General features: G+C 39.7%; 21 protein-coding genes. 11 read left to right on the forward strand and 10 right to left on the reverse strand.

Annotated elements, in window-relative coordinates; all coding sequences use genetic code 11:
* Window positions 1-17 precede the first annotated feature (17 nt).
* Window positions 18-854, reverse strand: coding sequence for an SDR family NAD(P)-dependent oxidoreductase (locus tag RFH42_RS06000; protein ID WP_308974689.1), 837 nt, complete (start codon window positions 852-854; stop codon window positions 18-20).
* Window positions 855-1,055: 201 nt separating this feature from the next.
* Between RFH42_RS06000 and RFH42_RS06005 the strand changes: the two genes are divergently transcribed.
* From RFH42_RS06005 to phoR, 3 genes are all read left to right on the forward strand, one after another.
* Window positions 1,056-1,739 carry a TetR/AcrR family transcriptional regulator gene (locus tag RFH42_RS06005; RefSeq protein WP_308974690.1) on the forward strand — a complete coding sequence of 228 codons (684 nt, stop codon included), beginning with the start codon at window positions 1,056-1,058 and terminating at the stop codon, window positions 1,737-1,739.
* Between the two features lie 217 nt (window positions 1,740-1,956).
* Window positions 1,957-2,667 (forward strand): phosphate regulon transcriptional regulator PhoB, encoded by a 711-nt coding sequence (gene phoB, locus RFH42_RS06010; RefSeq protein WP_308974691.1) that lies wholly within the window; start codon window positions 1,957-1,959, stop codon window positions 2,665-2,667.
* A 10-nt stretch (window positions 2,668-2,677) separates the two neighbouring features.
* Entirely contained in the window at window positions 2,678-4,045 is a 1,368-nt protein-coding gene (gene phoR / locus RFH42_RS06015) for a phosphate regulon sensor histidine kinase PhoR (RefSeq protein ID WP_308974692.1), read from the forward strand.
* Window positions 4,046-4,116: 71 nt separating this feature from the next.
* On the opposite strand, the gene asd is transcribed toward phoR, so the two are convergent.
* The 3 genes from asd to pncB all read right to left on the reverse strand — a co-directional run bounded on the left by asd (window position 4,117) and on the right by pncB (window position 7,178).
* Window positions 4,117-4,968, reverse strand: coding sequence for an archaetidylserine decarboxylase (gene asd, locus RFH42_RS06020; protein WP_308974693.1), 852 nt, complete (start codon window positions 4,966-4,968; stop codon window positions 4,117-4,119).
* Window positions 4,965-5,810 (reverse strand): sulfurtransferase, encoded by an 846-nt coding sequence (locus RFH42_RS06025; protein WP_308974694.1) that lies wholly within the window; start codon window positions 5,808-5,810, stop codon window positions 4,965-4,967. Before RFH42_RS06025 ends, asd begins: the two co-directional genes overlap by 4 nt.
* A gap of 153 nt (window positions 5,811-5,963) precedes the next feature.
* On the reverse strand, window positions 5,964-7,178 hold the full coding sequence (pncB, locus tag RFH42_RS06030; RefSeq protein WP_308974695.1) for a nicotinate phosphoribosyltransferase: 1,215 nt from the start codon (window positions 7,176-7,178) through the stop codon (window positions 5,964-5,966).
* Between the two features lie 286 nt (window positions 7,179-7,464).
* On the opposite strand from pncB, the gene dtd reads away from it, so the two are divergent.
* Together dtd and RFH42_RS06040 are read left to right on the forward strand one after the other, a co-directional pair.
* A complete protein-coding gene (gene dtd, locus RFH42_RS06035; protein WP_308974696.1) occupies window positions 7,465-7,905 on the forward strand; it encodes a D-aminoacyl-tRNA deacylase in 441 nt (146 codons plus the stop codon).
* 186 nt (window positions 7,906-8,091) lie between these two features.
* A complete protein-coding gene (locus RFH42_RS06040) occupies window positions 8,092-9,153 on the forward strand; it encodes an RNA-guided endonuclease InsQ/TnpB family protein (RefSeq protein WP_308974697.1) in 1,062 nt (353 codons plus the stop codon).
* A gap of 49 nt (window positions 9,154-9,202) precedes the next feature.
* Here the strand turns inward: RFH42_RS06040 and RFH42_RS06045 are convergent, their stop codons facing one another.
* The 3 genes from RFH42_RS06045 to serB form a co-directional block, all read right to left on the reverse strand.
* Window positions 9,203-9,682, reverse strand: coding sequence for an SCP-2 sterol transfer family protein (locus tag RFH42_RS06045; protein WP_308974698.1), 480 nt, complete (start codon window positions 9,680-9,682; stop codon window positions 9,203-9,205).
* A 261-nt stretch (window positions 9,683-9,943) separates the two neighbouring features.
* A complete protein-coding gene (gene aciT / locus RFH42_RS06050) occupies window positions 9,944-10,258 on the reverse strand; it encodes an AciT family ciprofloxacin tolerance protein (protein WP_308974699.1) in 315 nt (104 codons plus the stop codon).
* Between the two features lie 429 nt (window positions 10,259-10,687).
* Window positions 10,688-11,908 (reverse strand): phosphoserine phosphatase SerB, encoded by a 1,221-nt coding sequence (serB, locus tag RFH42_RS06055; protein WP_308974700.1) that lies wholly within the window; start codon window positions 11,906-11,908, stop codon window positions 10,688-10,690.
* Between the two features lie 77 nt (window positions 11,909-11,985).
* Here serB and RFH42_RS06060 point away from each other — a divergent pair, with 77 nt between their 5' ends.
* From RFH42_RS06060 to RFH42_RS06075, 4 genes are all read left to right on the forward strand, one after another.
* A complete protein-coding gene (locus RFH42_RS06060) occupies window positions 11,986-13,236 on the forward strand; it encodes a hypothetical protein (RefSeq protein WP_308974701.1) in 1,251 nt (416 codons plus the stop codon).
* A 264-nt stretch (window positions 13,237-13,500) separates the two neighbouring features.
* Window positions 13,501-14,016, forward strand: coding sequence for a 5-(carboxyamino)imidazole ribonucleotide mutase (gene purE, locus RFH42_RS06065; RefSeq protein WP_308974702.1), 516 nt, complete (start codon window positions 13,501-13,503; stop codon window positions 14,014-14,016).
* 11 nt (window positions 14,017-14,027) lie between these two features.
* Window positions 14,028-15,155 (forward strand): 5-(carboxyamino)imidazole ribonucleotide synthase, encoded by a 1,128-nt coding sequence (locus RFH42_RS06070; RefSeq protein WP_308974703.1) that lies wholly within the window; start codon window positions 14,028-14,030, stop codon window positions 15,153-15,155.
* A 30-nt stretch (window positions 15,156-15,185) separates the two neighbouring features.
* Window positions 15,186-15,647 carry a DUF523 domain-containing protein gene (locus RFH42_RS06075; RefSeq protein WP_308974704.1) on the forward strand — a complete coding sequence of 154 codons (462 nt, stop codon included), beginning with the start codon at window positions 15,186-15,188 and terminating at the stop codon, window positions 15,645-15,647.
* A gap of 7 nt (window positions 15,648-15,654) precedes the next feature.
* Here RFH42_RS06075 and RFH42_RS06080 read toward each other — a convergent pair whose 3' ends face one another.
* The 3 genes from RFH42_RS06080 to pncA are packed head-to-tail and all read right to left on the reverse strand — an operon-like array spanning window position 15,655 to window position 17,941.
* Window positions 15,655-16,335, reverse strand: a complete 681-nt coding sequence (locus RFH42_RS06080; RefSeq protein ID WP_308974705.1) for an XAC2610-related protein — start codon at window positions 16,333-16,335, stop codon at window positions 15,655-15,657.
* Between the two features lie 7 nt (window positions 16,336-16,342).
* Entirely contained in the window at window positions 16,343-17,290 is a 948-nt protein-coding gene (locus tag RFH42_RS06085) for a bile acid:sodium symporter family protein (protein ID WP_308974706.1), read from the reverse strand.
* Between the two features lie 24 nt (window positions 17,291-17,314).
* Window positions 17,315-17,941, reverse strand: a complete 627-nt coding sequence (gene pncA, locus RFH42_RS06090; RefSeq protein WP_308974707.1) for a bifunctional nicotinamidase/pyrazinamidase — start codon at window positions 17,939-17,941, stop codon at window positions 17,315-17,317.
* Window positions 17,942-18,295: 354 nt separating this feature from the next.
* On the opposite strand from pncA, the gene dapA reads away from it, so the two are divergent.
* Window positions 18,296-19,195, forward strand: coding sequence for a 4-hydroxy-tetrahydrodipicolinate synthase (gene dapA, locus RFH42_RS06095; protein WP_308974708.1), 900 nt, complete (start codon window positions 18,296-18,298; stop codon window positions 19,193-19,195).
* 12 nt (window positions 19,196-19,207) lie between these two features.
* Complete coding sequence (locus RFH42_RS06100) at window positions 19,208-19,810, forward strand: lipoprotein-34 precursor (NlpB) (RefSeq protein ID WP_308974842.1); 603 nt, start codon at window positions 19,208-19,210, stop codon at window positions 19,808-19,810.
* Window positions 19,811-19,838: the final 28 nt, after the last annotated feature.

Genomic DNA, 19,838 nt, shown 5'->3' on the forward strand with positions numbered 1-19,838 from the left:
GATTTTATCGCTGAAGGTTAAAGCTTCTTACCTAAACCCATTACAATTTTAGTGATCTTTTGATATCCAGTTGGTAATACACGCTGCATGAGATCTATTGCTTTGGCATCTGAGCCAATAAGAAGACGACGTTTGTCTTTTATTACAGCATCTAAGATTTGCTGTGCTGCATCTTCAGGTGGGGTGCGTAGTAATTTATTAAATGAAGCAATCGATTTTTCTGCATTCATACCCAAACTATCGAGACTGGTATTAGAGCGTGCTGATCTTGCAATGTTGGTACGAATTCCCCCTGGGTGTACACATAGCGCACTAACACCACATTGTTGCATGTCTAATTCTTGACGTAGTGATTCAGTGAAACCACGTACTGCAAATTTAGTTGCATTATATGCCGATTGGCTAGGTTGAGCAGTTAAGCCAAATAGGCTGGAAATGTTGATGATATGCCCTGAGTGAGTTTGCTTGATGTAGGGTAAAAATTCCTTAGTCCCATAAACCACACCCCAGAAATTAATATTTACAATCCACTCCAGTTCTTCATAGCTCGCTCCTTCAACTGTAGAAGCCAATGCAACACCCGCATTGTTAAAGATCATATTGACAGAACCGTGATTCTTTACAGTTTCTTCAGCCCATGCTCGTACTGCATCGCGGTCTGCTACATTTAGACGTGTTGTTGTGATGCGGACTTGATAAGGTTTTAATTTTTCTACGGTTTCTGCTAAGCCCTGTTCATTGATATCACTAAGAGAGAGGTGGCAGCCTTGTTTGGCAAGTAATATCGCAAGTTGTTGGCCAATGCCTGAACCCGCACCCGTGATTGCAGCTACTTTATTGTCAAAATTTTTCATTGTTCATCCTTAGTTATTGGGAACTATGCTCAGTCACATTGTGGTTAAGTGTGGCATGTTAGGATTTACTATAAATTTGACAATACATATTGTCAAATATTAAAAATGACGGGTATGATCATCAATACCGTTCTTGCATAGGTTTCAATGTTGAACCTTGCTAGAATACTTGAATATCAACAATAGGAAATTTTACTGACAATGACCCAGAACCATTCATGCATATTAGATGACTCTGCAGCAGTAAATTCTGCAACAAAGGAGCGCCAATTTAAGGGCTTATCTTTGGCTGAAAGAAAAACAGTACGTCGTGAAAAACTCATTGAGGCTGGCATTGAGGTGTATGGGAAACAAGGTTTTTTTTCGGTTACGGTCAAAGATATTTGTAATGAAGCAAAACTCACTGAACGTTATTTTTACGAGTCTTTTAAGAAAAGTGAGCACTTATTTCAGAGCATTTTTTTACAATTAGTTGAGAAATTAGAAACAACCGTCATGCAGGCGATTTTTGCAGCTGCCCCAGATTCACATTTGATGGTACGTTCTGGTCTTACAGCATTATTTGAGTTATTAAAAAACGATCCACGTATCGCCCGTATTCTTTATGTAGACGCAATGCTGGTGCGAGAATTACATAATCAGGCGACGATTCAAGAGTCAATGGGACGTTTTGATCGTATGATTCAGTCTTTTGTAATGTTACTCTTACCTAAATTACAAAAAAGTCCAGCAGAAATTTCGTTGGTCGCAACGGGCCTGAATGGCTATGTTACTCAAGTTGCGATACGTTGGGTTATGGGAGGCTTTAAACAATCACAAGAAGATATTATTGCTGCTTGTGAAATTGTATTTGAAGCAATGATTGCAAAGTTTATGGATAAATAAGAGCGCTTCTGATGAAGTGATATGCAACCTCTATTTTAACTTTAAGATGCGGAGGTCATCGTTTTGTCATGCGTTTCACGATGTTTTGTCACAAATAATTGCAAAAATAACTGCATAGATCATTTTTGCAATGATACTGTCATAATTAATCTTTGTAATAAGCCTGTCATAAACAATCAAACGGGTCACCGTTCGTACATACATAGGATATTGCGTTGTGAAAGATGACTACATTCTAATCGTCGATGACGAACTTCCAATTCGCGAGATGATCCATACCTCTTTGGATATGGCAGGTTTTCAATGTTTACAAGCAGAAGATGCTAAACAAGCACATCAAATGGTTGTTGATCAGCGACCAGCACTGATTCTTTTAGACTGGATGATGCCAGGTGGTGTAAGTGGTGTCGATTTTTGCCGTCGTTTAAAACGTGATGAGAACTTGTCTGAAATACCAGTCATTATGTTGACTGCTCGTGGTGAAGAAGATCATAAAGTACAAGGTCTCGATGCTGGGGCTGATGACTACATGACAAAACCATTTTCTACTCGTGAACTTGTTTCACGAATTAAAGCGGTTTTGCGCCGTGCTAATGCGCTCAGTGGTGAAAAAACGATTGATGCAAATGGGCTTATTTTAGACCCAGTGAGTCAACGTGTAAGTTTTGGACAAAGCATTTTAGAAATGGGGCCTACAGAGTATCGTTTATTGGCCTTTTTTATGACTCATCCAGAACGTGCATATACTCGCGCTCAATTACTTGATCAAGTTTGGGGCGGAAACGTCTATATTGAAGATCGTACGATTGATGTGCATATTCGTCGTTTACGTAAAGTGTTAGAGCCTTATGGTGTTGACCGTTTTGTACAAACGGTTCGTGGTACTGGCTATCGTTTCTCAACACGAGCCGATGTTGCTCTAAGTTAAGACTAATTATATGTATGAACCTTATCCCGTTCCCGACTTAGCTCGAGATCATAAAAAGTTCCGCTATAGCAGCTTATGGAATTTTGCTAAACAAGATCTAAAACTATTGTTATTTTTCTTGTTGATTGGTGGTTTAGTTGGTTACGGTACTGGGTATTTGGCCAGTTGTTTATTAGTGGCCTTTGCATTTTTCTTATTTTTGCAGCTTCGTTCACTGTATTTGGTAAACGAGTGGATTTCAAATCGTCCCTATGATGTTCCACCCAACTTAAATGGTATTTGGGGGGCACTACTGTTCAATGTGTACCGTTCACAGCGTCAGGAGCGGGTTGTACAGGCTGATATGGTGGGATTGATTGATCGGGCTCAGTCTTCGTTGGTTGCGTTAGCAGAAGCGGTTGTATTGACTGATGAACTAAATCAAATCGAATGGGCCAATCCCGCTGCGGAAAAGTTATTGGGTATCCAATATCTAGATCGGGGACGCAATTTATTATCGATTTTACGACAACCTCGTTTTATTGAATATTTTAATGATATTGATAAATCCCCTGATGGTATCAAAATTAAATCTTCAATTCATGAAGAGCAATACGTACAAATTAAGCTTACTCCCTTTGGTAGTGATAGCCACTTGTTGGTTGCTTATGATGTAACACGTATGCAAAATCTTGAACAGATGCGTAAAGATTTTGTTGATAATATTTCACATGAATTACGAACACCTCTGACAGTGCTAAGTGGGTATGTGGAAACATTTATCGATCAGGAAGAAATTAGCCCAAGATGGAAACGTGCATTTGAACAAATGCAGTCACAAACTCGACGTATGAATGCTTTGGTGAATGATTTATTGCTGTTATCTCGTTTGGAAAATGATAAACAGATAGCGAAAAATCAGATTATTGATATGCCAAATCTAATGAACCAGCTTTTTGATGATGCTCAGGCGTACAATGTTGATTATGGCCATACACTGAACTTGAATATTGACAGCCACTATGACTTGATTGGTTCAGATATGGAAATTGCTAGTGCTTTTAGCAACCTCATTACCAATGCAATCAAATACACACCACGAGGCGGAATTATAAGTATTGGTTGGTATGATGACCAAGATCATGGCTATTTTATTGTCGAAGACAATGGAATAGGAATTGATCCTAAACACTTACCACGTTTGACTGAACGTTTTTATCGTGTTGATAGTGCACGAAGCCGCCAAAGCGGTGGAACAGGTTTAGGTTTAGCGATTGTAAAACATGTTTTGATGCAGCATGGTGCTCATCTTGAAGTTAATTCTGTGGAAAATAAAGGCTCAACCTTTAAGGCAGTGTTTCCTAAGCAACAACTTTATTGTGTAGACCATGCAGACTAAGGATACTCAAATAAAAAGCCTTACATTAATATAATGTAAGGCTTTTTTTATGAATAATTTTGCACGTCGGTTTAGGCTTTTACTGTTCCTAGACGTTCACCCATTGCAGTTAAATCATTCGCTTTAAATTGTTCATCCCATTGCATTTTATCTTTTTCAAATAAAATAATGGCAGTTGAGCCCAAGTAAAAACGACCGAGTTCATCTCCTTTTTCTAATTCTAATTGGTGATGATTAAGCTCAAGACGACCAGAAGGTTTCACTTTACCAGTGGCAACCGTTTCAATACCAGCAACAATCATTGCTCCAACTAAAACCACTGCCATACGGCCGATATCGGTATCAAATAAACATACCATGCGCTCATTACGTGCAAATAATCCTGGTACAGTTTCAGCTGTTGTTTGGTTTACAGAGAACAACTCACCTGGAATATAAAGGGTTTCTGTTAATGTGCCTGAAAATGGCATATGTACACGGTGATAATCACGGGGAGAGAGGTAAACAGTGGCGAACTGACCTTCTTTAAAGGCCGCAGCAAGTTGTGGGTCACCAATGAGTTTTTCAACTGAGTAATGTTGACCTTTTGCTTGAAAAATCTCACCAGACTCAATCGTACCTATTTGTGAGATTGCACCATCTGCAGGGCAAACAATACTATCTGTCGCTTGATCGACTGCACGTACCCCAGTTTTAAGTGCTCGGGTAAAGAACTCATTGAATGATTTATATTTTAAAGCATCTGTTTGTTCGGCAATGCTGAGATCAATTTTATATTTTGCTTTAAAAGCCTGAATTGCTGCATTTTTAACAATAAAATTTTCACTGGCAGCAACTTTGCCAACTAAACGGCTAAGTTTGTGCTGAGGCACAACACGTTGTGCTTGAATGAACAATTGTTTTTTTAGGTTTTCAATAGTCAAAATGGATGCTCTCCGCTTACGATTGGGCTGTTGGGATGATTCCCCCACTCACTCCACGCACCATCATAGGCCAAGACTTGCCATCCTAATAATCTACAGATGATATAGGCTAAGGCTGAACGATGATGAGATTGGCAATAGACTACGACAGGCTGATCAGCTCGTAGTCCGATATGCGCTAAGCGTTGTTGAGTGCGCTGTAATGTATGTAATTTTAAATGATTTTCACGATTAAGTGCAGTACTCCACTCGAAATGATATGCACCAGGGATGTGTCCGCCACGACGTGCAGCAAGGTACTGACCGGTATATTCTTCTTTGGTACGGCAGTCCCAGAGCTGTAGTTCTTTTTTCTCAAGTTGTTGTATGAGTTGTGCATACTCAATACGGTATGGATAGTTTTGAAGCTGGGTTATATCAATGAGATTGTCAATTGGTGGAAGCGTGACGACTTGTGAACTGGTCGTGAAACCTCCAGCTAACCAAGCATGAATGCCACCATTAAGTAAACTTGTGCGTTCAAAGCCAAGGCAATGGAGTGTCCATAGTAAACGGCTGGCCCAAGCACCACCCTCGTCATCATAGGCGACAACATGGTGATTTTTTGAGATGTTGAGTTGTTCGATCAGATGTTGTAAAGCTGCTGTATCAGGCAACATCCCTGTTGCATAGTCATTTTGTTGAACGAGCATGTTCGGTTTAATGTGAACTGCATGAGGTAAATGTAACTGAGCATGTACCGAGCTACGGCTTAGATCCACTATACGTAGCATTGGGTGATTGAGTTGCGCATAAAGTTGCTCAGGTTCGATGAGTAAGGCAAAGTCTAAATCGGTGCTCATGAATTATCGCTTATTATTAGATCGTGATAGGTGTAAATATTAGCATAGTCTCTAAGCCTCGCCTTTTAGTGACTATGCTTTTTTTATTATGTATTAGTGAACAAAACGCTATTCTTGTATATCAGATATAGCGCTTGGTATACGATCTTTTGGTTATGATGTCGTTTGATCTTCAGCAATATGAAAAATCTGACGTAAATAAGCCAAGAAGGTATCATTATCTGTCATGGTCTTGCCAGGACTGTCAGAAATTTTTGCCACGGATTGCCCATTACATTCTACCAATTTAAGGACAATGTTTAATGGTGTAAGTCCCATATCATTGGTTAGGTTTGTTCCAATTCCAAAACTCACTTTAAAGCGATCTTTGAAATATTGGTGTAGATCCCAAGCCTTGGTGATATCTAGACCATCACTAAATGTTAACATTTTAGTTTTAGTGTCAATTTTTAATCGCTTATAGTGCTTATAGGCCTTATCACCCCATTCATACGGGTCACCACTATCATGACGTAATCCATCGAATAATTTGGCAAAATACAAATCAAAGTCTTGTAAGAATGCATCCATTCCCACAACGTCTGTTAAAGCGATTCCAAGATCACCACGGTATTCTTGTACCCAAGTTTCCAAAGCTGCTTTTTGAAAGTCTCTTAAACGCACATCAAGGGCTTGGAAAGCTTGTAAAAACTCATGCGCCATTGTACCAATTGGGGTGATATTGAGCGCTTTAGCTAAATAGACATTACTAGTGCCGCGGAAGACTTGTGGCACAGCCTGTTGAAAGGACTGCACAACATGGCTTTGCCACTGCATACTATAACGACGACGCGTACCAAAGTCAGAAATGAGTAATGGTGGATCAGATGGGCGTTGCAGTTTTTCATAGGTTTGAATGAGTTGAATTTTTTGTTGTAAACGACGTTCGCCTTCTGCCCATACTTCTGCACTATGTAAACGCATAAAGTACAATTCATTCACAATGGCGAGAACAAATATCTCAAACATCATGGCTTGAACCATTGGGCCTTCTACCCAAATATCTAAACGACCTTCTTTATCAATACCAGCTTGAATAAAACGGCGTTTTAATTGGAAGAGTTCAAGGTAGTCAACAAAATCGCTCTTAATAAAGCGCATACTGCGGAGGTATTGCAGTTCATCTTCAGTAAACTTTAATGTACACAGATGGTCTAGTTGCTCATTGAGTTCATCCAAAATATCGGTCAGAGGATAATGAGTATCTTCAAGATTACGACATCGGAAATGGTAAACACTATGTGTCTGAGGGAATTTATGTAATACCACTTGTAGCATGGTAAATTTGTATAAATCAGTATCAAGTAGTGACTGGATAATTGGAGACATATGAGCACGCGTTTTTCATCAGCTTCAGGCATTAAAACACAATTTGCAGAGAAAAAACTGCATGTTTAGCTGAACTTATGAAAAGTTATTGGAGAAATAAGTCCTAATTAGGGTTAAAAATTCGATTAAACAACAAAGAATAGTGAAAATAAAAAGTGATGCTAATGTTATGGAAGGCTGATCTTAATTGGTTTTGGCCTATAGATTTTTATACAACTGTTGTGTGAATAGTACATTGTAAATCTGTTACACTTTGGCCGATTTTTTTGTCGATAGCGTGGAATAGATGCGTGCTTTATTACAGCGGGTACTTACCGCTAAAGTGGAAGTCGAAGGACAAGTTTGTGGTGAAATAGCACATGGGATGCTGGTTTTTCTTGGCTTGGGACAACAAGATGATTTAGAAAAAGGGAAAAAACTCATCGATAAGATTTTGAAGTATCGATTCTTTGATGATGAGCAAGGCAAAATGGGGTGGAATGTTAATCAAGCCCAAGGCGGCGTATTGTTAGTTTCACAGTTTACTTTAATGGCTCAAACTCAAAAGGGTTTACGTCCAGATTTTGGCCCAGCAATGCCCCCTGAGGCCGCAAAGCAGTTGTACCAGCAGTTAGTTGAGTATGCACGTAGTCAATTCCCTCAATTGCAGACTGGTATTTTTGCAGCTGATATGAAAGTACATTTGATCAATGATGGTCCAGTGACTTTTCAACTCGAAGTTGAATAAACACGATACAGTAAAAAGAGCGCTACTTAGGCGCTCTTTTCTTTACTTTGATGTTTATCCGATGGAGCGTAAAACCTCATCGTTCAGGATGAGGATATAAGTGACTGGCGTAAGCCATATGACACATTTCGTCGCTTAACCTTATGCTATAAGGCTTTTAGTATATTAAATTGCTATAATTTGGTTATGAAAACCCTTAAATTACGCATAAAAGACAAACATTGTAAGATGCTAGATCAACTTGCATCAGAGGTTAATTTTGTCTGGAACTATGTTAATGATTTGTGTTTCAAACAACTTAAACGTACAGGGCATTTTTTTAGTGCCTACGATGTCAATGAATATACTTCAGGTACATCAAAACTGTGTAATTTGCATAGCCAAACTGTTCAGGCAATTACAGAGGAATTGGTTACACGTAGAAAGCAATTCAAAAAAGCAAAACTTAAATGGCGTGTGAGTAATAAGAAGTCGGCTAGACGTTCACTTGGATGGATACCTTTTAAAAAGGCTGCGATTAAATGCACGGATGGATCTGTTCAATATGGCAAGCGTCAATTCAAAGTATGGGATAGCTACGGCTTAAGCAAATACAGTGTTAGGACTGGCTCATTTGTTGAGGATAGCCGAGGGCGTTGGTATGTTTGCCTTGTTGTTGACTCACCGAAGCAGGAACAATCCACTGCAAAGCAATCTATAGGTATTGATCTGGGCTTAAAAGATGTGGCGACTTGTTCTGATGGCACAGTCATATCTAATCCTAAATTCTATCGAAAATATGAACAGAGACTCGGGATTGCTCAACGAGCAAGGAATAAAAAGCGTGTACGTGCCTTACACGCCAAGATTGCAAACTGTCGTAAAGACCATTTGCATAAAGCAAGTACGATGCTTGTTAAGAATAATGCACTGATAGTCGTTGGTAATTTAAGTGCTGCCAAACTGGTAAAAACTAAAATAGCAAAGTCTGTTTTAGATGCTAGTTTTTCGGTACTAAAAACAATGCTCAAGTATAAATGCGAGAACGCAGGGGCATCGTTTGAAGAAGTCAATGAATCCTATACCACCCAAACTTGTTCGCACTGCAAGAGTATATCAAGCAGTAGTCCGAAAGGTAGATCAGGGCTTGGAATAAGAGCATGGCAGTGCATGGAATGTGGTACATTCCATGATCGGGATATAAATTCCGCACTGAATATACTTGCGCTTGGACATAAGCGTCTAGCAGTAGGAATTACCCCCATTTAAGGGGGTGAGGATGTCAAGAAAAGGTCAAAATTATGGCAATGAGCCTGACTTAACGACCTGTTTTTTCTTTAATAAATTGACGTGCAATTTTAATCTTTTCTTTAATTGGTTTTGGTAGTTGTGGTTTTAGTAGACGTGAAGCCTGATTGAACCAAACTAATAGGCTAAAGTCACCTTCCATTTTAATACTGCCATCTTGCATACCAGTCATAAATGCAGTTGGATCACCTTTGGCTAAGGTTTTGACCCCATGCTCACTGTCTGAAAATTGAAGGATGAAATCGGCAGGTGTTTCTTGACCTGAGACAGTATCAATAGTGCCATTGTTAATAATAATTTGTCGTGCAAAACCAAGATCTGTACTGATTTGGATACGGAACTGACGGTCGTGAATTAATTCAATAAATTTGGGGCTGGTTTTAGCAAGCTGCTTCATGCGTAATGCAAGACCGAGTACCAATAAGTCGAGCGGATCAGTACTAACATCTACGATTGGTAGCTTCACCACAGGAATTGAAGAAAGTTTCATGAGCATTACGCCTGTTGTTTTAATTCAAAAATATATCACCCATCCTAACATAAGTTAGATCTATACAATCAATGCTTTATATAACAAAAAATCAATGAAAAATGGTCAATTCCCTCTGCTTTTTCGATTGATTCCGTTAGATAAAAATTAAAATCTTTATCTTTGGTGGGCAAAAATTTAAAAGAGATCCTCTGAGGAGAGGATCTATATTGTTGTTTTAGATTATCTATTGTTCATTTTGGTTGACTCAACTTTATCAAATCACTCATCTTCGTAAACAGGTGTGTGTTCGATATAGCGGCGGTCCGCCATTGCTTTTTGTGCTCGGTTATCCGCAAACAGTAAGAATGCAATTAATCCAAGCATGGCTGTGCTAATCGCAGCCAAATAGCTATAAGCAATAGATATCTGAAAAATGTTGTGTACACCAAAGCGGAGTCCTTCAATTAAACCCCAAAATAACATCCCTGCACACATAAACCCCAGCCAATGACGGTAAGGGGAGAAAAAAACAGCGATCAACGCTACACCAATCAGAGCGAATCCAATGATCGTTGTAAATACTGCTGTTACCATAAAAACCTCCGTCAACTTTGATGATGGCTCAAATTTCTACCGGATCTCAAATACGTCTCTATTCATTTTGTTAGGCTGCATACTTACGAGTCTTCGCCGTGTATGTTGTGCATTATGCAGCGTTTCTACGATAAAAAAAGAGCGACTTCTGTCTAAGGCGACACATGCTGTCGCAACATTCTTTTGTCATTACATTTTTTTTTATACTCATTCCCTGTTGAAGATAATTCTAATCGGCATTGGCGTGTCATTACATAAAAATACCTAGTAATTTTCACGTAGATAGCGCTTTTTTTTAGACTGATGATGACATTGTTGATTTGTTATTCATATATGAAAAAAGCTGTAAATAGATAAAGATAAGTAGTTTTCACAACAAGAATGTAAAGGAGTCGTTACTATTCTTGCTGTGATGTTAGTTTTTCTTTTTTAAGCGCGACTTAAGTCCTTATCATGTACACCTAGAAGGTACAGCACACCATCTAAACCTACACTAGAAATAGCTTGGTTCGCATTTTCTCTGACCAATGGCTTAGCACGGAAGGCAACCCCAAGCCCAGCAATAGATAACATTGGCAAATCATTGGCACCATCACCAACAGCAATCGCTTGTTCTAAAGAGATCCCCATTCTCTGGGCAAGGCCACGGAGTAATTCCGCTTTGCGAGCACCATCAACAATCGCGCCTTTAACTTCACCAGTTACAATACCATCTTGAACATCTAAGATATTGGCATGTACCTCATCTATACCCAGTTTTTCCTGTAAATACTCAGCAAAGAACTGGAAACCACCTGATAAAATTGCCGTTTTATAACCTAAAGATTTTAAGGTTGAGATCAAGCGCTCAGCACCTTCTGTAATGGTTAAACGCTCAGCAATTTTAGGCAATACACTTGCATCAAGGCCTTTAAGTAAGGCAACACGGGCACGGAAGCTTTGTTGGAAGTCTAGTTCTCCCTGCATCGCTCGCTCAGTGATTGCAGCGACCTGCTCTCCTACCCCAGCTTCAATAGCAAGTTCATCAATGACTTCTTGCTCAATGAGTGTAGAGTCCATATCAAAACATACTAAACGGCGGTTACGACGGTAAGCATTGTCCTCTTGTACAGCAACATCAATATTTGATGCAGAGGAAAGTCCTAAACAGGCAGCACGCATTGCTTGAGCATCAAGCATTTGCCCTTTAAGACCAAATTGAACACATGAACGTTTAGGTTCACTGTTGTTTGCATGTTGATCAGGACGGCCTGAAAGACGGGTCACAGTTTCAATATTGAAGCCTTGGCTTGAAACGATATTAGTCACTGCTTGCAAGTGTGCTGCAGTGAGTTCAGGCGCTAAAGCAGTCACGATATAGCGTGTACGACCACCTTCACTTACCCATTGATCATAATCTGTGCATGAGATGGGTTTAAAGCGAACGGTGAGACCAATCTCATGTGCTAGAATGAGGATGTCTTTCATTGCTAGAGCAGTTGCGGTCTGGTCATTGGATGAAACTACAATGCCGAGGGTTAACTGATTGTGAATAACAGCCTGCCCTACGTCCAAAATTTGTAAAGAATGTACGGACAACACCTGCATTAATCGGGTAAACTGATTCGGTTGGTCAGGTCCTAAAAATGATATAAGAATGATTTCTCGCATGAATTGACTCGAGTCTGAGCTGCAACAATTGTTAGAATCATAATCGAAATTCAATATATTTTCTTTGGAAGTTTAACTTGAATGCGCCAAGACAAGGGCTATTTGCTAGCCTACTAATTATTAGCTTTGCTTTACATACCTGTTTGATGGTGTTAGCAACGACTCATCAACTGAATGAAAATCGTACCAATCAGGGCCAGTTAATGACTAGTCAATTGGTGACAGACAGTATAGTTGAACTACAGCCTGCAAATACAGTTTCGTTGGCATTGTTAGCAAATCGCTATGCAACGAATCCGAGTGTAGCCTCAATTCGTATTCTAGATGCGAATAAACAGGTGTTAGCAACCAGTGGTTTAGCCAAGACACGCCAAGGTGAAGTATTCTCACGTGATGCGATTTTAAACGATAAAAAGGTTGGCAGTGTTGAAATTGTACTGATTCAGCCGAGTATTGGTGAGATTCTACGTACACAATGGCTCACTATATTGTTATCTTTGTTGGTACATGGTCTATTATTTCTAGCTTATCGTGGGATTGCTCGTCCAACACGTAGTGAATATCTTACACGTCTAAATACCGAGGCACGTCTCAAACACGAAGTACAACAGCTAACAGAGGCATTAGCGCTAGAAAAATCCAGCAAAGCACTTGCGATTGCCCAAGCACAACAGCAAATCAAAGAGAAGTTTGAACCCAAAACGCCAGTAGTAACATTCGATGGTAATCAGACTTGTGTTGCATTAAATATTCAATTCTATGACCCTAAACAGCTGTTAAACACAGTCAATAAATCTGTATCGACCCCATATTTTAATTTATGCCAGATTTTTCTAAATAAAAGTATTGAAAATTGTGCCCAACACTTTGATTTAAACCCACAAGATATTTTGCTCGATCAAGCATTTAATCAGCAAGGTGCGACTATTCATATAGATTCAGTTCATCCACAAGCTGCGCAATGTTTGGTGCTTATTGGTTCTGTTTTTCAGCTTTTATCTGATGTTTTATACAAACGTTACAGAGCAGATAAACGATTTGTACTGCAAACACGTTGTGCTGTAAGTAGCGAAGTGGAAGCAATGCAATTAAATGCAGTACAGGCTGCACAGCGTTTGACACATCATTTAATTGCCAAAGAAATGGCTTTGTATTTGAGCAATGATCTATTAAAACAAGTCAATGAACAGTATCAATTAGTCGTGATGCCAAATCCATCTAATTTGCTTACACGTCATGCCTTTATGATTAATGGTATGAACAGTGAAAGTGCGAATCTAGTTGAGCAAATGCGTACAGAGATTTTACAAGCGAAATCAGCTTCTTGAATTGTTAAATTTCATTGAGTCGGAGAGAGGCGTAATTTACTCATCTGACTTTAAAGATTAAACCTAGACATGATCTTCTGACATGTTTAGGTTTTTTTTTGCGTCATGGTCAAAAATAAGATTGTCATAAAAAAATCACATTTAGTTGATTGTATAGCCGTTCTTATAGGCAGAATCAGTTTATAATGGTGAGCTTCTAATTCATTTAAAGCTTGGCTCTCGTCGAGATTTAACACGACTCACTTAGTCTCTGGAACATTAGCAATGAATGCGGACGCAGCTACAAACACGCAACCTCTTGTCGGAATTATCATGGGTTCTCAATCTGATTGGGCAACTCTCGAACACACTGCCAATATGCTTAAGCAACTTGGTGTCCCTTTTGAAGCTGAAGTAGTCTCTGCTCATCGTACTCCAGATCGACTTTTTGAATATGCTGAAACAGCACGTGATCGTGGTATACAGGTGATTATTGCTGGTGCTGGAGGTGCTGCACATTTACCTGGTATGTGTGCAGCAAAAACAGATTTGCCTGTATTGGGTGTGCCAGTGAAATCTTCGATTTTAAATGGTGTAGATTCTTTGTTGTCCATTGTACAAATGCCAGCAGGTATTGCTGTGGGTACTTTAGCAATAGGTCCAGCAGGTGCAAGTAATGCAGCCATTATGGCAGCACAGATTTTAGGTTTAACTCGCCCTGAAATTGCAGCAAATGTGGCAGCTTTTCGAACCGCGCAAACTGAAAAAGTTTCAAACAACAATATACCTGGCCAAATCTAAGGATCGAGATCATGGATAAAACCATCGGTATTTTTGGTGGCGGTCAGTTGGGTCGTATGATGGCTCAAGCAGCATTGCCACTGAATATTCAATGTACTTTTTTTGAGGCCAAACAAGACTGTCCAGCAGCTCAACTTGGTCAAGTAATTGAAAGTGAAGCAGATCAAGCGATTGAAACTTTTATCAATAGTGCAGATGTCTTTAGTCTTGAGTTTGAGAATACGCCGCTAGCTGATGTTGATCAATTGACGAAGAAGAAACAGATTCACCCTCCTCGTCAAGCACTCGCTATTGCACAAAATCGATTGTTAGAAAAAGCGTTGTTCGATCAACTTGAAATCCCTGTTGCTGCTTATCGTGCAGTTGATTCATTACAAAGTTTAGAACAAGCTGTACGTGATCTGGGGTTGCCTATTGTACTGAAAACTGCGACAGGTGGTTATGATGGAAAGGGTCAATTTGTACTTCGTTCAGAAGATCAAATTTCTCAGGCTTGGGCAGAGCTTGGGCCTGCAAAAAGCCTAATAGCAGAAAGTTTTGTTCGCTTTAGTCGAGAAGTCTCTATTATTGCTGTTCGTGGCCAAGATGGTAATGTAAAAACTTGGCCTTTAGCAGAAAACCACCACTACCACGGAATTTTGTCGCATTCGATTGTACCTGCACCAAATAGTGCTGAATTACAGGGTGTTGCACAAGACTATATCACTCGATTACTTAATCATCTCGACTATGTTGGTGTATTGACTCTTGAGTTGTTTGTAACAGAACAAGGGTTGTATGCAAATGAGATGGCACCTCGTGTACATAACTCAGGGCATTGGTCTATTGAGGGAGCAGTATGCTCGCAGTTTGAGAATCATATTCGAGCTGTAGCGGGTTTACCTTTAGGCTCAACTGAGCTTGTTCGCCCAACTGTAATGGTTAATGTCATAGGTCGATATCCTGAAACAGCAGCTGTGTTAGCGTTGTCGGGTGCACATTTGCATTTGTACAACAAGACAGAGCGAGCTGGTCGTAAAATTGGTCATATTACGTTAATGCCAACAGACAGCGCACAACTTACTTATTTATGTCAGCAGTTAGCAAAAATTTTGCCTGAACCTTTAGCATTAACCGCTGATATGCAGATTGAGTTGTAAACTCAATCACTATGTAATAAGGATTGGACAATGAAGTATCTGATCAGTGCATGTTTACTTGGTCAAGCAGTCCGTTATGATGGTGGACATTGTTTGGTGCATGAACTACAGCAGTTACTTGCAACAGGTCAAGCTGTTGCTTTTTGTCCAGAGGTAGCGGGTGGGCTAAGTACCCCTCGGCTACCTGCTGAAATTGTGGCTGGTCATGGTCAAGCTGTACTCGCAGGTCAGGCAAAAGTTTTGGATAGCATGGGGCAAGATGTCACAGCTGCTTTTATCTTAGGTGCAGAGCGTTGTTTGGCATTGGCATTGCAGCATCAGGTCACTCATGTTGTGTTAAAAGCGAATAGTCCTTCTTGCGGCTCAACACATATTTATAATGGTCATTTTAATGGGCAGAAAATAGAAGGCCAAGGGGTCACTGCGGCATTGTTGAGTCAGCATGGTTTTCAGGTTATGAGTGAGCAAGAATTTTTACAACAATTAGCATGATCGCTTGTCACTGATAGTATTCTGAGGCTGGATAGTACTTTACGGTCTGTGTCCATTTGCCATTGATTAACACTCGATCCGTCACTTTCACTTGATTTTTCGAACTGGAAGTTTGGTCCTCAATAAACTCTCTTACTAAAATAAGTTCCTGCTCTGGCTTGATTAGATATTCTGCACGAACACGGTAACAACACCCCGATTTATACTGGCTAACAATACGTTTTTGATGTGGATCGAGTTGAAACATACCTAAATTTTCTGCGGTTAATTCAGATAATTCTTCGTTATAAACAAATTTTTTCCAGTGCTCATTAAAAATATAAATATCGTAGCTAGGACCACTATAGGCATTTGCATTACCGTTGTGAATTGCCAGATCTTCACTGCCATCAAAATTAAAATCTTTAAACATAATGATGTTTTTTTCATTTTTTGGTATTGAGTTCGGTGAGTCTTGTTCTAGATGCAAGATGAGGTCATCAGATTCAATTTGTTGTAGGACATGGTCTGTATCTTTCTCATACAGGGTAATCGTGGCTGGCCCTTGGCATTTTGACTGTTGGCATGGTATTTCAATTTTGACATCAAAATGCTTGGAACTTCTGTTAAAGCTAAATTGCTGTGCTTGAACGGTAGTGGAAGCGGCACAAATGAGACTAGTTGATAATGTTACAGCTATTTTTTTCATCTTGTGCCTACTCCTTTTGAGGTGTTTTATTTGTTTTCGTAGCCCAATAACTGGCCAAAGCGGGGCCTGATATATTGTGCCACAGGCTGAAAATTGCACTGGGTAATGCAGTAAGAGGTGATGCTGCAAAATGAACTGTTGCAAGCGCAACCCCTAGGCCTGAGTTTTGCATGCCGACCTCAACAGACACGGCCTTACAATCGGCATATTCTAATTTAAAACAGCGAGCGGCATAAAAGCCCAATAAATAGCCTAGTGTGTTATGAAGCATAACAACAGCAAGTACCAACAAACCCGATTGCAAAATAGCTGCTTTACTCGCAGCAATGATTGCAGCAACAATCAACACAATAGCTACAACAGAAATAATCGGCATCGCTTGAATTGAATGCTCAACTTGATGTTTAAATAACATGCGTGTAATTAGGCCCAAGAAAATGGGGATGAGCACCACCTGTAAAATTGAGATCAACATTGAACTTGCATCAATTTCAATCCATTGGCTAGCCAATAGATAAAAAATAAATGGCGTTAGAATGGGAGCCAGTAAAGTCGAAACTAAGGTACATGCAATGGATAAAGCTGTATTTCCTTTGGCCATGTAGGTAATGACATTTGAGGCTGTTCCACCAGGACAACAGCCTACTAAAATGACACCAATTGCAATTTCACTAGGTAGAGCAAGTAATCGACAGAGTGCATATGCGAGAACTGGCATAATGATAAATTGAGCCAAGACTCCAATGAATACAGCTTTTGGTTGATGAACAACACTCTTAAAATCAGCAGGCGTCATGGTCATGCCCATACCAAACATAATAATGCCGAGCATGATCGTGATATAGGACTTGAGCCATATAAATGCTTCGGGGAAGCACAGTGCTATTGCTGCAAAAAATATTACCCACAAGGCAAATGTTTTTTGAATAAAAGCACTAAATGCTGCTAATTTCATGACTACTCCTTAGGCATGCAGGATTTAGCTAAAAGATTTGAGATAGGTGTGTTTTACACCATGTTGGCGCATATCCTGCCACGCATGTTGTAGTGAGCCATTATGGTCAATTGCTTTACAAGCATCAGCGATGACATAACATTCAAAACCGAGCTTACACGCATCAATTGCGGTCCATGCAACACAAAAATCTGTTGCTATACCAACAACATATACTGTTGTGATTTGATGCGCATGTAAATAGGCGGCTAAACCTGTACTGGTTTTATGATCTGCTTCTAAAAAAGCTGAGTAACTATCGATATGTGAATGCCAGCCCTTTCTCAAAATTAATTGTGCATGTGGAATATTGAGATCAGGATGGAATGCAGCGTCATCTGTTGCTTGGATACAGTGATCTGGCCATAAGGTTTGCGTACTGTAACTTAATTGAATCTTATCATACACTTTTTGCGTAGGATGCTGACTTGCAAAAGAAATGTGGTTTTGAGGATGCCAGTCCTGAGTTAAAACCACATGTTCGAAAGACTGTGCAATTTTATTGATATTAGGAATAATTTCGTTTGCATGAGCAATAGCTAAATTACCACCGGGGCAAAATCCTTTTTGTACATCGACGACAATCAGTACACTACCCTGTTGTTTTGGCATTGTAATTTCCTCTTGATGAAGTTTAGATGTTGGTTGTTTTCTACACTATTGTAGCGCCGAGTTGATAAAACGGAAATTGTACAATAATCATGTTTGCTGTGGGTAAGGATCGATTGCAAGTCGATTCACTACCATAAATTGAAGTTTGGCTTTAATCTTGTGTGAGTTTTGCTAAAGTTTTTGCATGCATAGACTAAATGATATTGTTCTGTCTCGCTGAATCAGTCATAATTTGCGTAAGCATTACTCAATTGATCAACCTTATTGATTTTGCTTAAAATCAAAAAACTGCTCCCCATCCACATTTTCGTTATTTCTATTTCCTTTGGATGGACAAATAGGATTTTTTTTAAAATGACTCAGCAAGCACTCCAGATTCAAGGTTCAATTGTCGCAATTGTCACGCCCATGTTTGAAGATGGCAGCGTCGATTGGAAGAGCCTCGAAAAGCTGGTGGAGTGGCATATAAAGCAAGGAACAGCCAGTATTGTTGCTGTTGGTACCACAGGTGAACCATCAACTTTGAGCATGGAAGAACATGCCAAAGTGATTAAAGAAATTATTCGTGTGGCCAATAAACGCATTCCCGTTATTGCAGGTACTGGTGCTAACTCAACACATGAAGCAATTGAGTTAACCAAAGAAGCAAAAGCGCTTGGTGCTGATGCTGCACTATTGGTTACACCTTACTATAATAAGCCGACCCAAGAAGGTCTCTATCAGCATTTTAAAGCAGTTGCCGCAGCTGTTGATTTACCTATTGTTTTGTATAACGTTCCAGGTCGTACTGGCGTAGATATGCAAAATGAAACGATCATTCGTTTGGCAGACATTAAAAATATTATTGGTATCAAAGATGCCACAGGTGATTTGGTTCGTGGTAAGGCTCTAATAGAAGCATTGCGTGATAAACAAATGAATGTTTATTCAGGTGATGATGAAACTGCGTCTCAATTGATTGCTCTTGGTGCACAAGGTAATATTTCAGTAACAGCAAATGTTGTACCTGACTTAATGAGTCAATTGTGTGCAGCTGCATTTGCTGGTGATCAAGCATTGACTGAGCAGCTGAATAGCAAGGTTGCAAATTTAAACAATATTTTATTTTGCGAATCGAACCCAATTCCAGTCAAATGGGCATTATACGAAATGGGATTAATTGGTTCTGGCATTCGCCTACCACTGACGCCTTTGGCTGAACAATACCGTACGCCGCTGCGTGAAGAATTAAAAGCAGTTGGTGTCATTAAATAAGAGCAAAATATGATGCAGTTACGTTTTGGTTTAATGCTTTCCCTTGCTGCGATGAGCTTAGCAGGTTGTAGTTCACTGGGAATTAGCAATGGTTCGTTGAAGTATAAAAAAGCACCAGAAATGGGTGAGGTTAAATATCCAGAAGGTGCTTTGGTTCGACCAGCTACGCCACTATATCCTGCACCATCTGTTGAGCCTATGGCGTTGGAACATGCGCCTAACTTTGCAAATAGCAAAGGCAACCGATTTGCATTACCTCGTCCTGAGCAGCAAGGCAACACTGTTGGTTCTCAAACAGTGGAAGATGCAGCCGTTGGACCAGTAAAGTTATTAACTGATGGTAATGGCAATCCCCTATTAAATGTGAGTGGAGATCCTGCCACAATTTGGCAATATGCACTCGCTACCCTGAGTTCATTAAATCAAAATATTGTTGCGAAGAGTAAAAACGCTTACGAAGTCACTGTGAAGAACGATAAACAAGTTTACGTGCTACGCATGACTTCTGTAGGTTCAAGCAATAATATTGCGATCTTTAATGCCGATAGTAGTTTCGCTGATAAAGCTAAAGCCAGCGAGCTACTGACCCAGATTTACCAAAACTGGCCAGCCTAGTCTTACTAGGCAATTTTTTTTTGTAAAA

Source organism: Acinetobacter rudis, assembly GCF_031157835.1.
GTDB classification, from domain to species: Bacteria; Pseudomonadota; Gammaproteobacteria; order Pseudomonadales; family Moraxellaceae; genus Acinetobacter; species Acinetobacter rudis_A.

Coding starts and splice junctions, on each gene's coding strand:
- RFH42_RS06000 (WP_308974689.1), bottom strand. CDS start 854: ATGAAAAATTTTGACAATAAAGTAGCTGCAATCACGGGTGCGGGTTCA.
- RFH42_RS06005 (WP_308974690.1), top strand. CDS start 1,056: ATGACCCAGAACCATTCATGCATATTAGATGACTCTGCAGCAGTAAAT.
- phoR (WP_308974692.1), top strand. CDS start 2,678: ATGTATGAACCTTATCCCGTTCCCGACTTAGCTCGAGATCATAAAAAG.
- RFH42_RS06025 (WP_308974694.1), bottom strand. CDS start 5,810: ATGAGCACCGATTTAGACTTTGCCTTACTCATCGAACCTGAGCAACTT.
- pncB (WP_308974695.1), bottom strand. CDS start 7,178: ATGTCTCCAATTATCCAGTCACTACTTGATACTGATTTATACAAATTT.
- dtd (WP_308974696.1), top strand. CDS start 7,465: ATGCGTGCTTTATTACAGCGGGTACTTACCGCTAAAGTGGAAGTCGAA.
- RFH42_RS06040 (WP_308974697.1), top strand. CDS start 8,092: ATGAAAACCCTTAAATTACGCATAAAAGACAAACATTGTAAGATGCTA.
- RFH42_RS06045 (WP_308974698.1), bottom strand. CDS start 9,682: ATGAAACTTTCTTCAATTCCTGTGGTGAAGCTACCAATCGTAGATGTT.
- aciT (WP_308974699.1), bottom strand. CDS start 10,258: ATGGTAACAGCAGTATTTACAACGATCATTGGATTCGCTCTGATTGGT.
- serB (WP_308974700.1), bottom strand. CDS start 11,908: ATGCGAGAAATCATTCTTATATCATTTTTAGGACCTGACCAACCGAAT.
- purE (WP_308974702.1), top strand. CDS start 13,501: ATGAATGCGGACGCAGCTACAAACACGCAACCTCTTGTCGGAATTATC.
- RFH42_RS06070 (WP_308974703.1), top strand. CDS start 14,028: ATGGATAAAACCATCGGTATTTTTGGTGGCGGTCAGTTGGGTCGTATG.
- RFH42_RS06075 (WP_308974704.1), top strand. CDS start 15,186: ATGAAGTATCTGATCAGTGCATGTTTACTTGGTCAAGCAGTCCGTTAT.
- RFH42_RS06080 (WP_308974705.1), bottom strand. CDS start 16,335: ATGAAAAAAATAGCTGTAACATTATCAACTAGTCTCATTTGTGCCGCT.
- RFH42_RS06085 (WP_308974706.1), bottom strand. CDS start 17,290: ATGAAATTAGCAGCATTTAGTGCTTTTATTCAAAAAACATTTGCCTTG.
- pncA (WP_308974707.1), bottom strand. CDS start 17,941: ATGCCAAAACAACAGGGTAGTGTACTGATTGTCGTCGATGTACAAAAA.
- dapA (WP_308974708.1), top strand. CDS start 18,296: ATGACTCAGCAAGCACTCCAGATTCAAGGTTCAATTGTCGCAATTGTC.
- RFH42_RS06100 (WP_308974842.1), top strand. CDS start 19,208: ATGCAGTTACGTTTTGGTTTAATGCTTTCCCTTGCTGCGATGAGCTTA.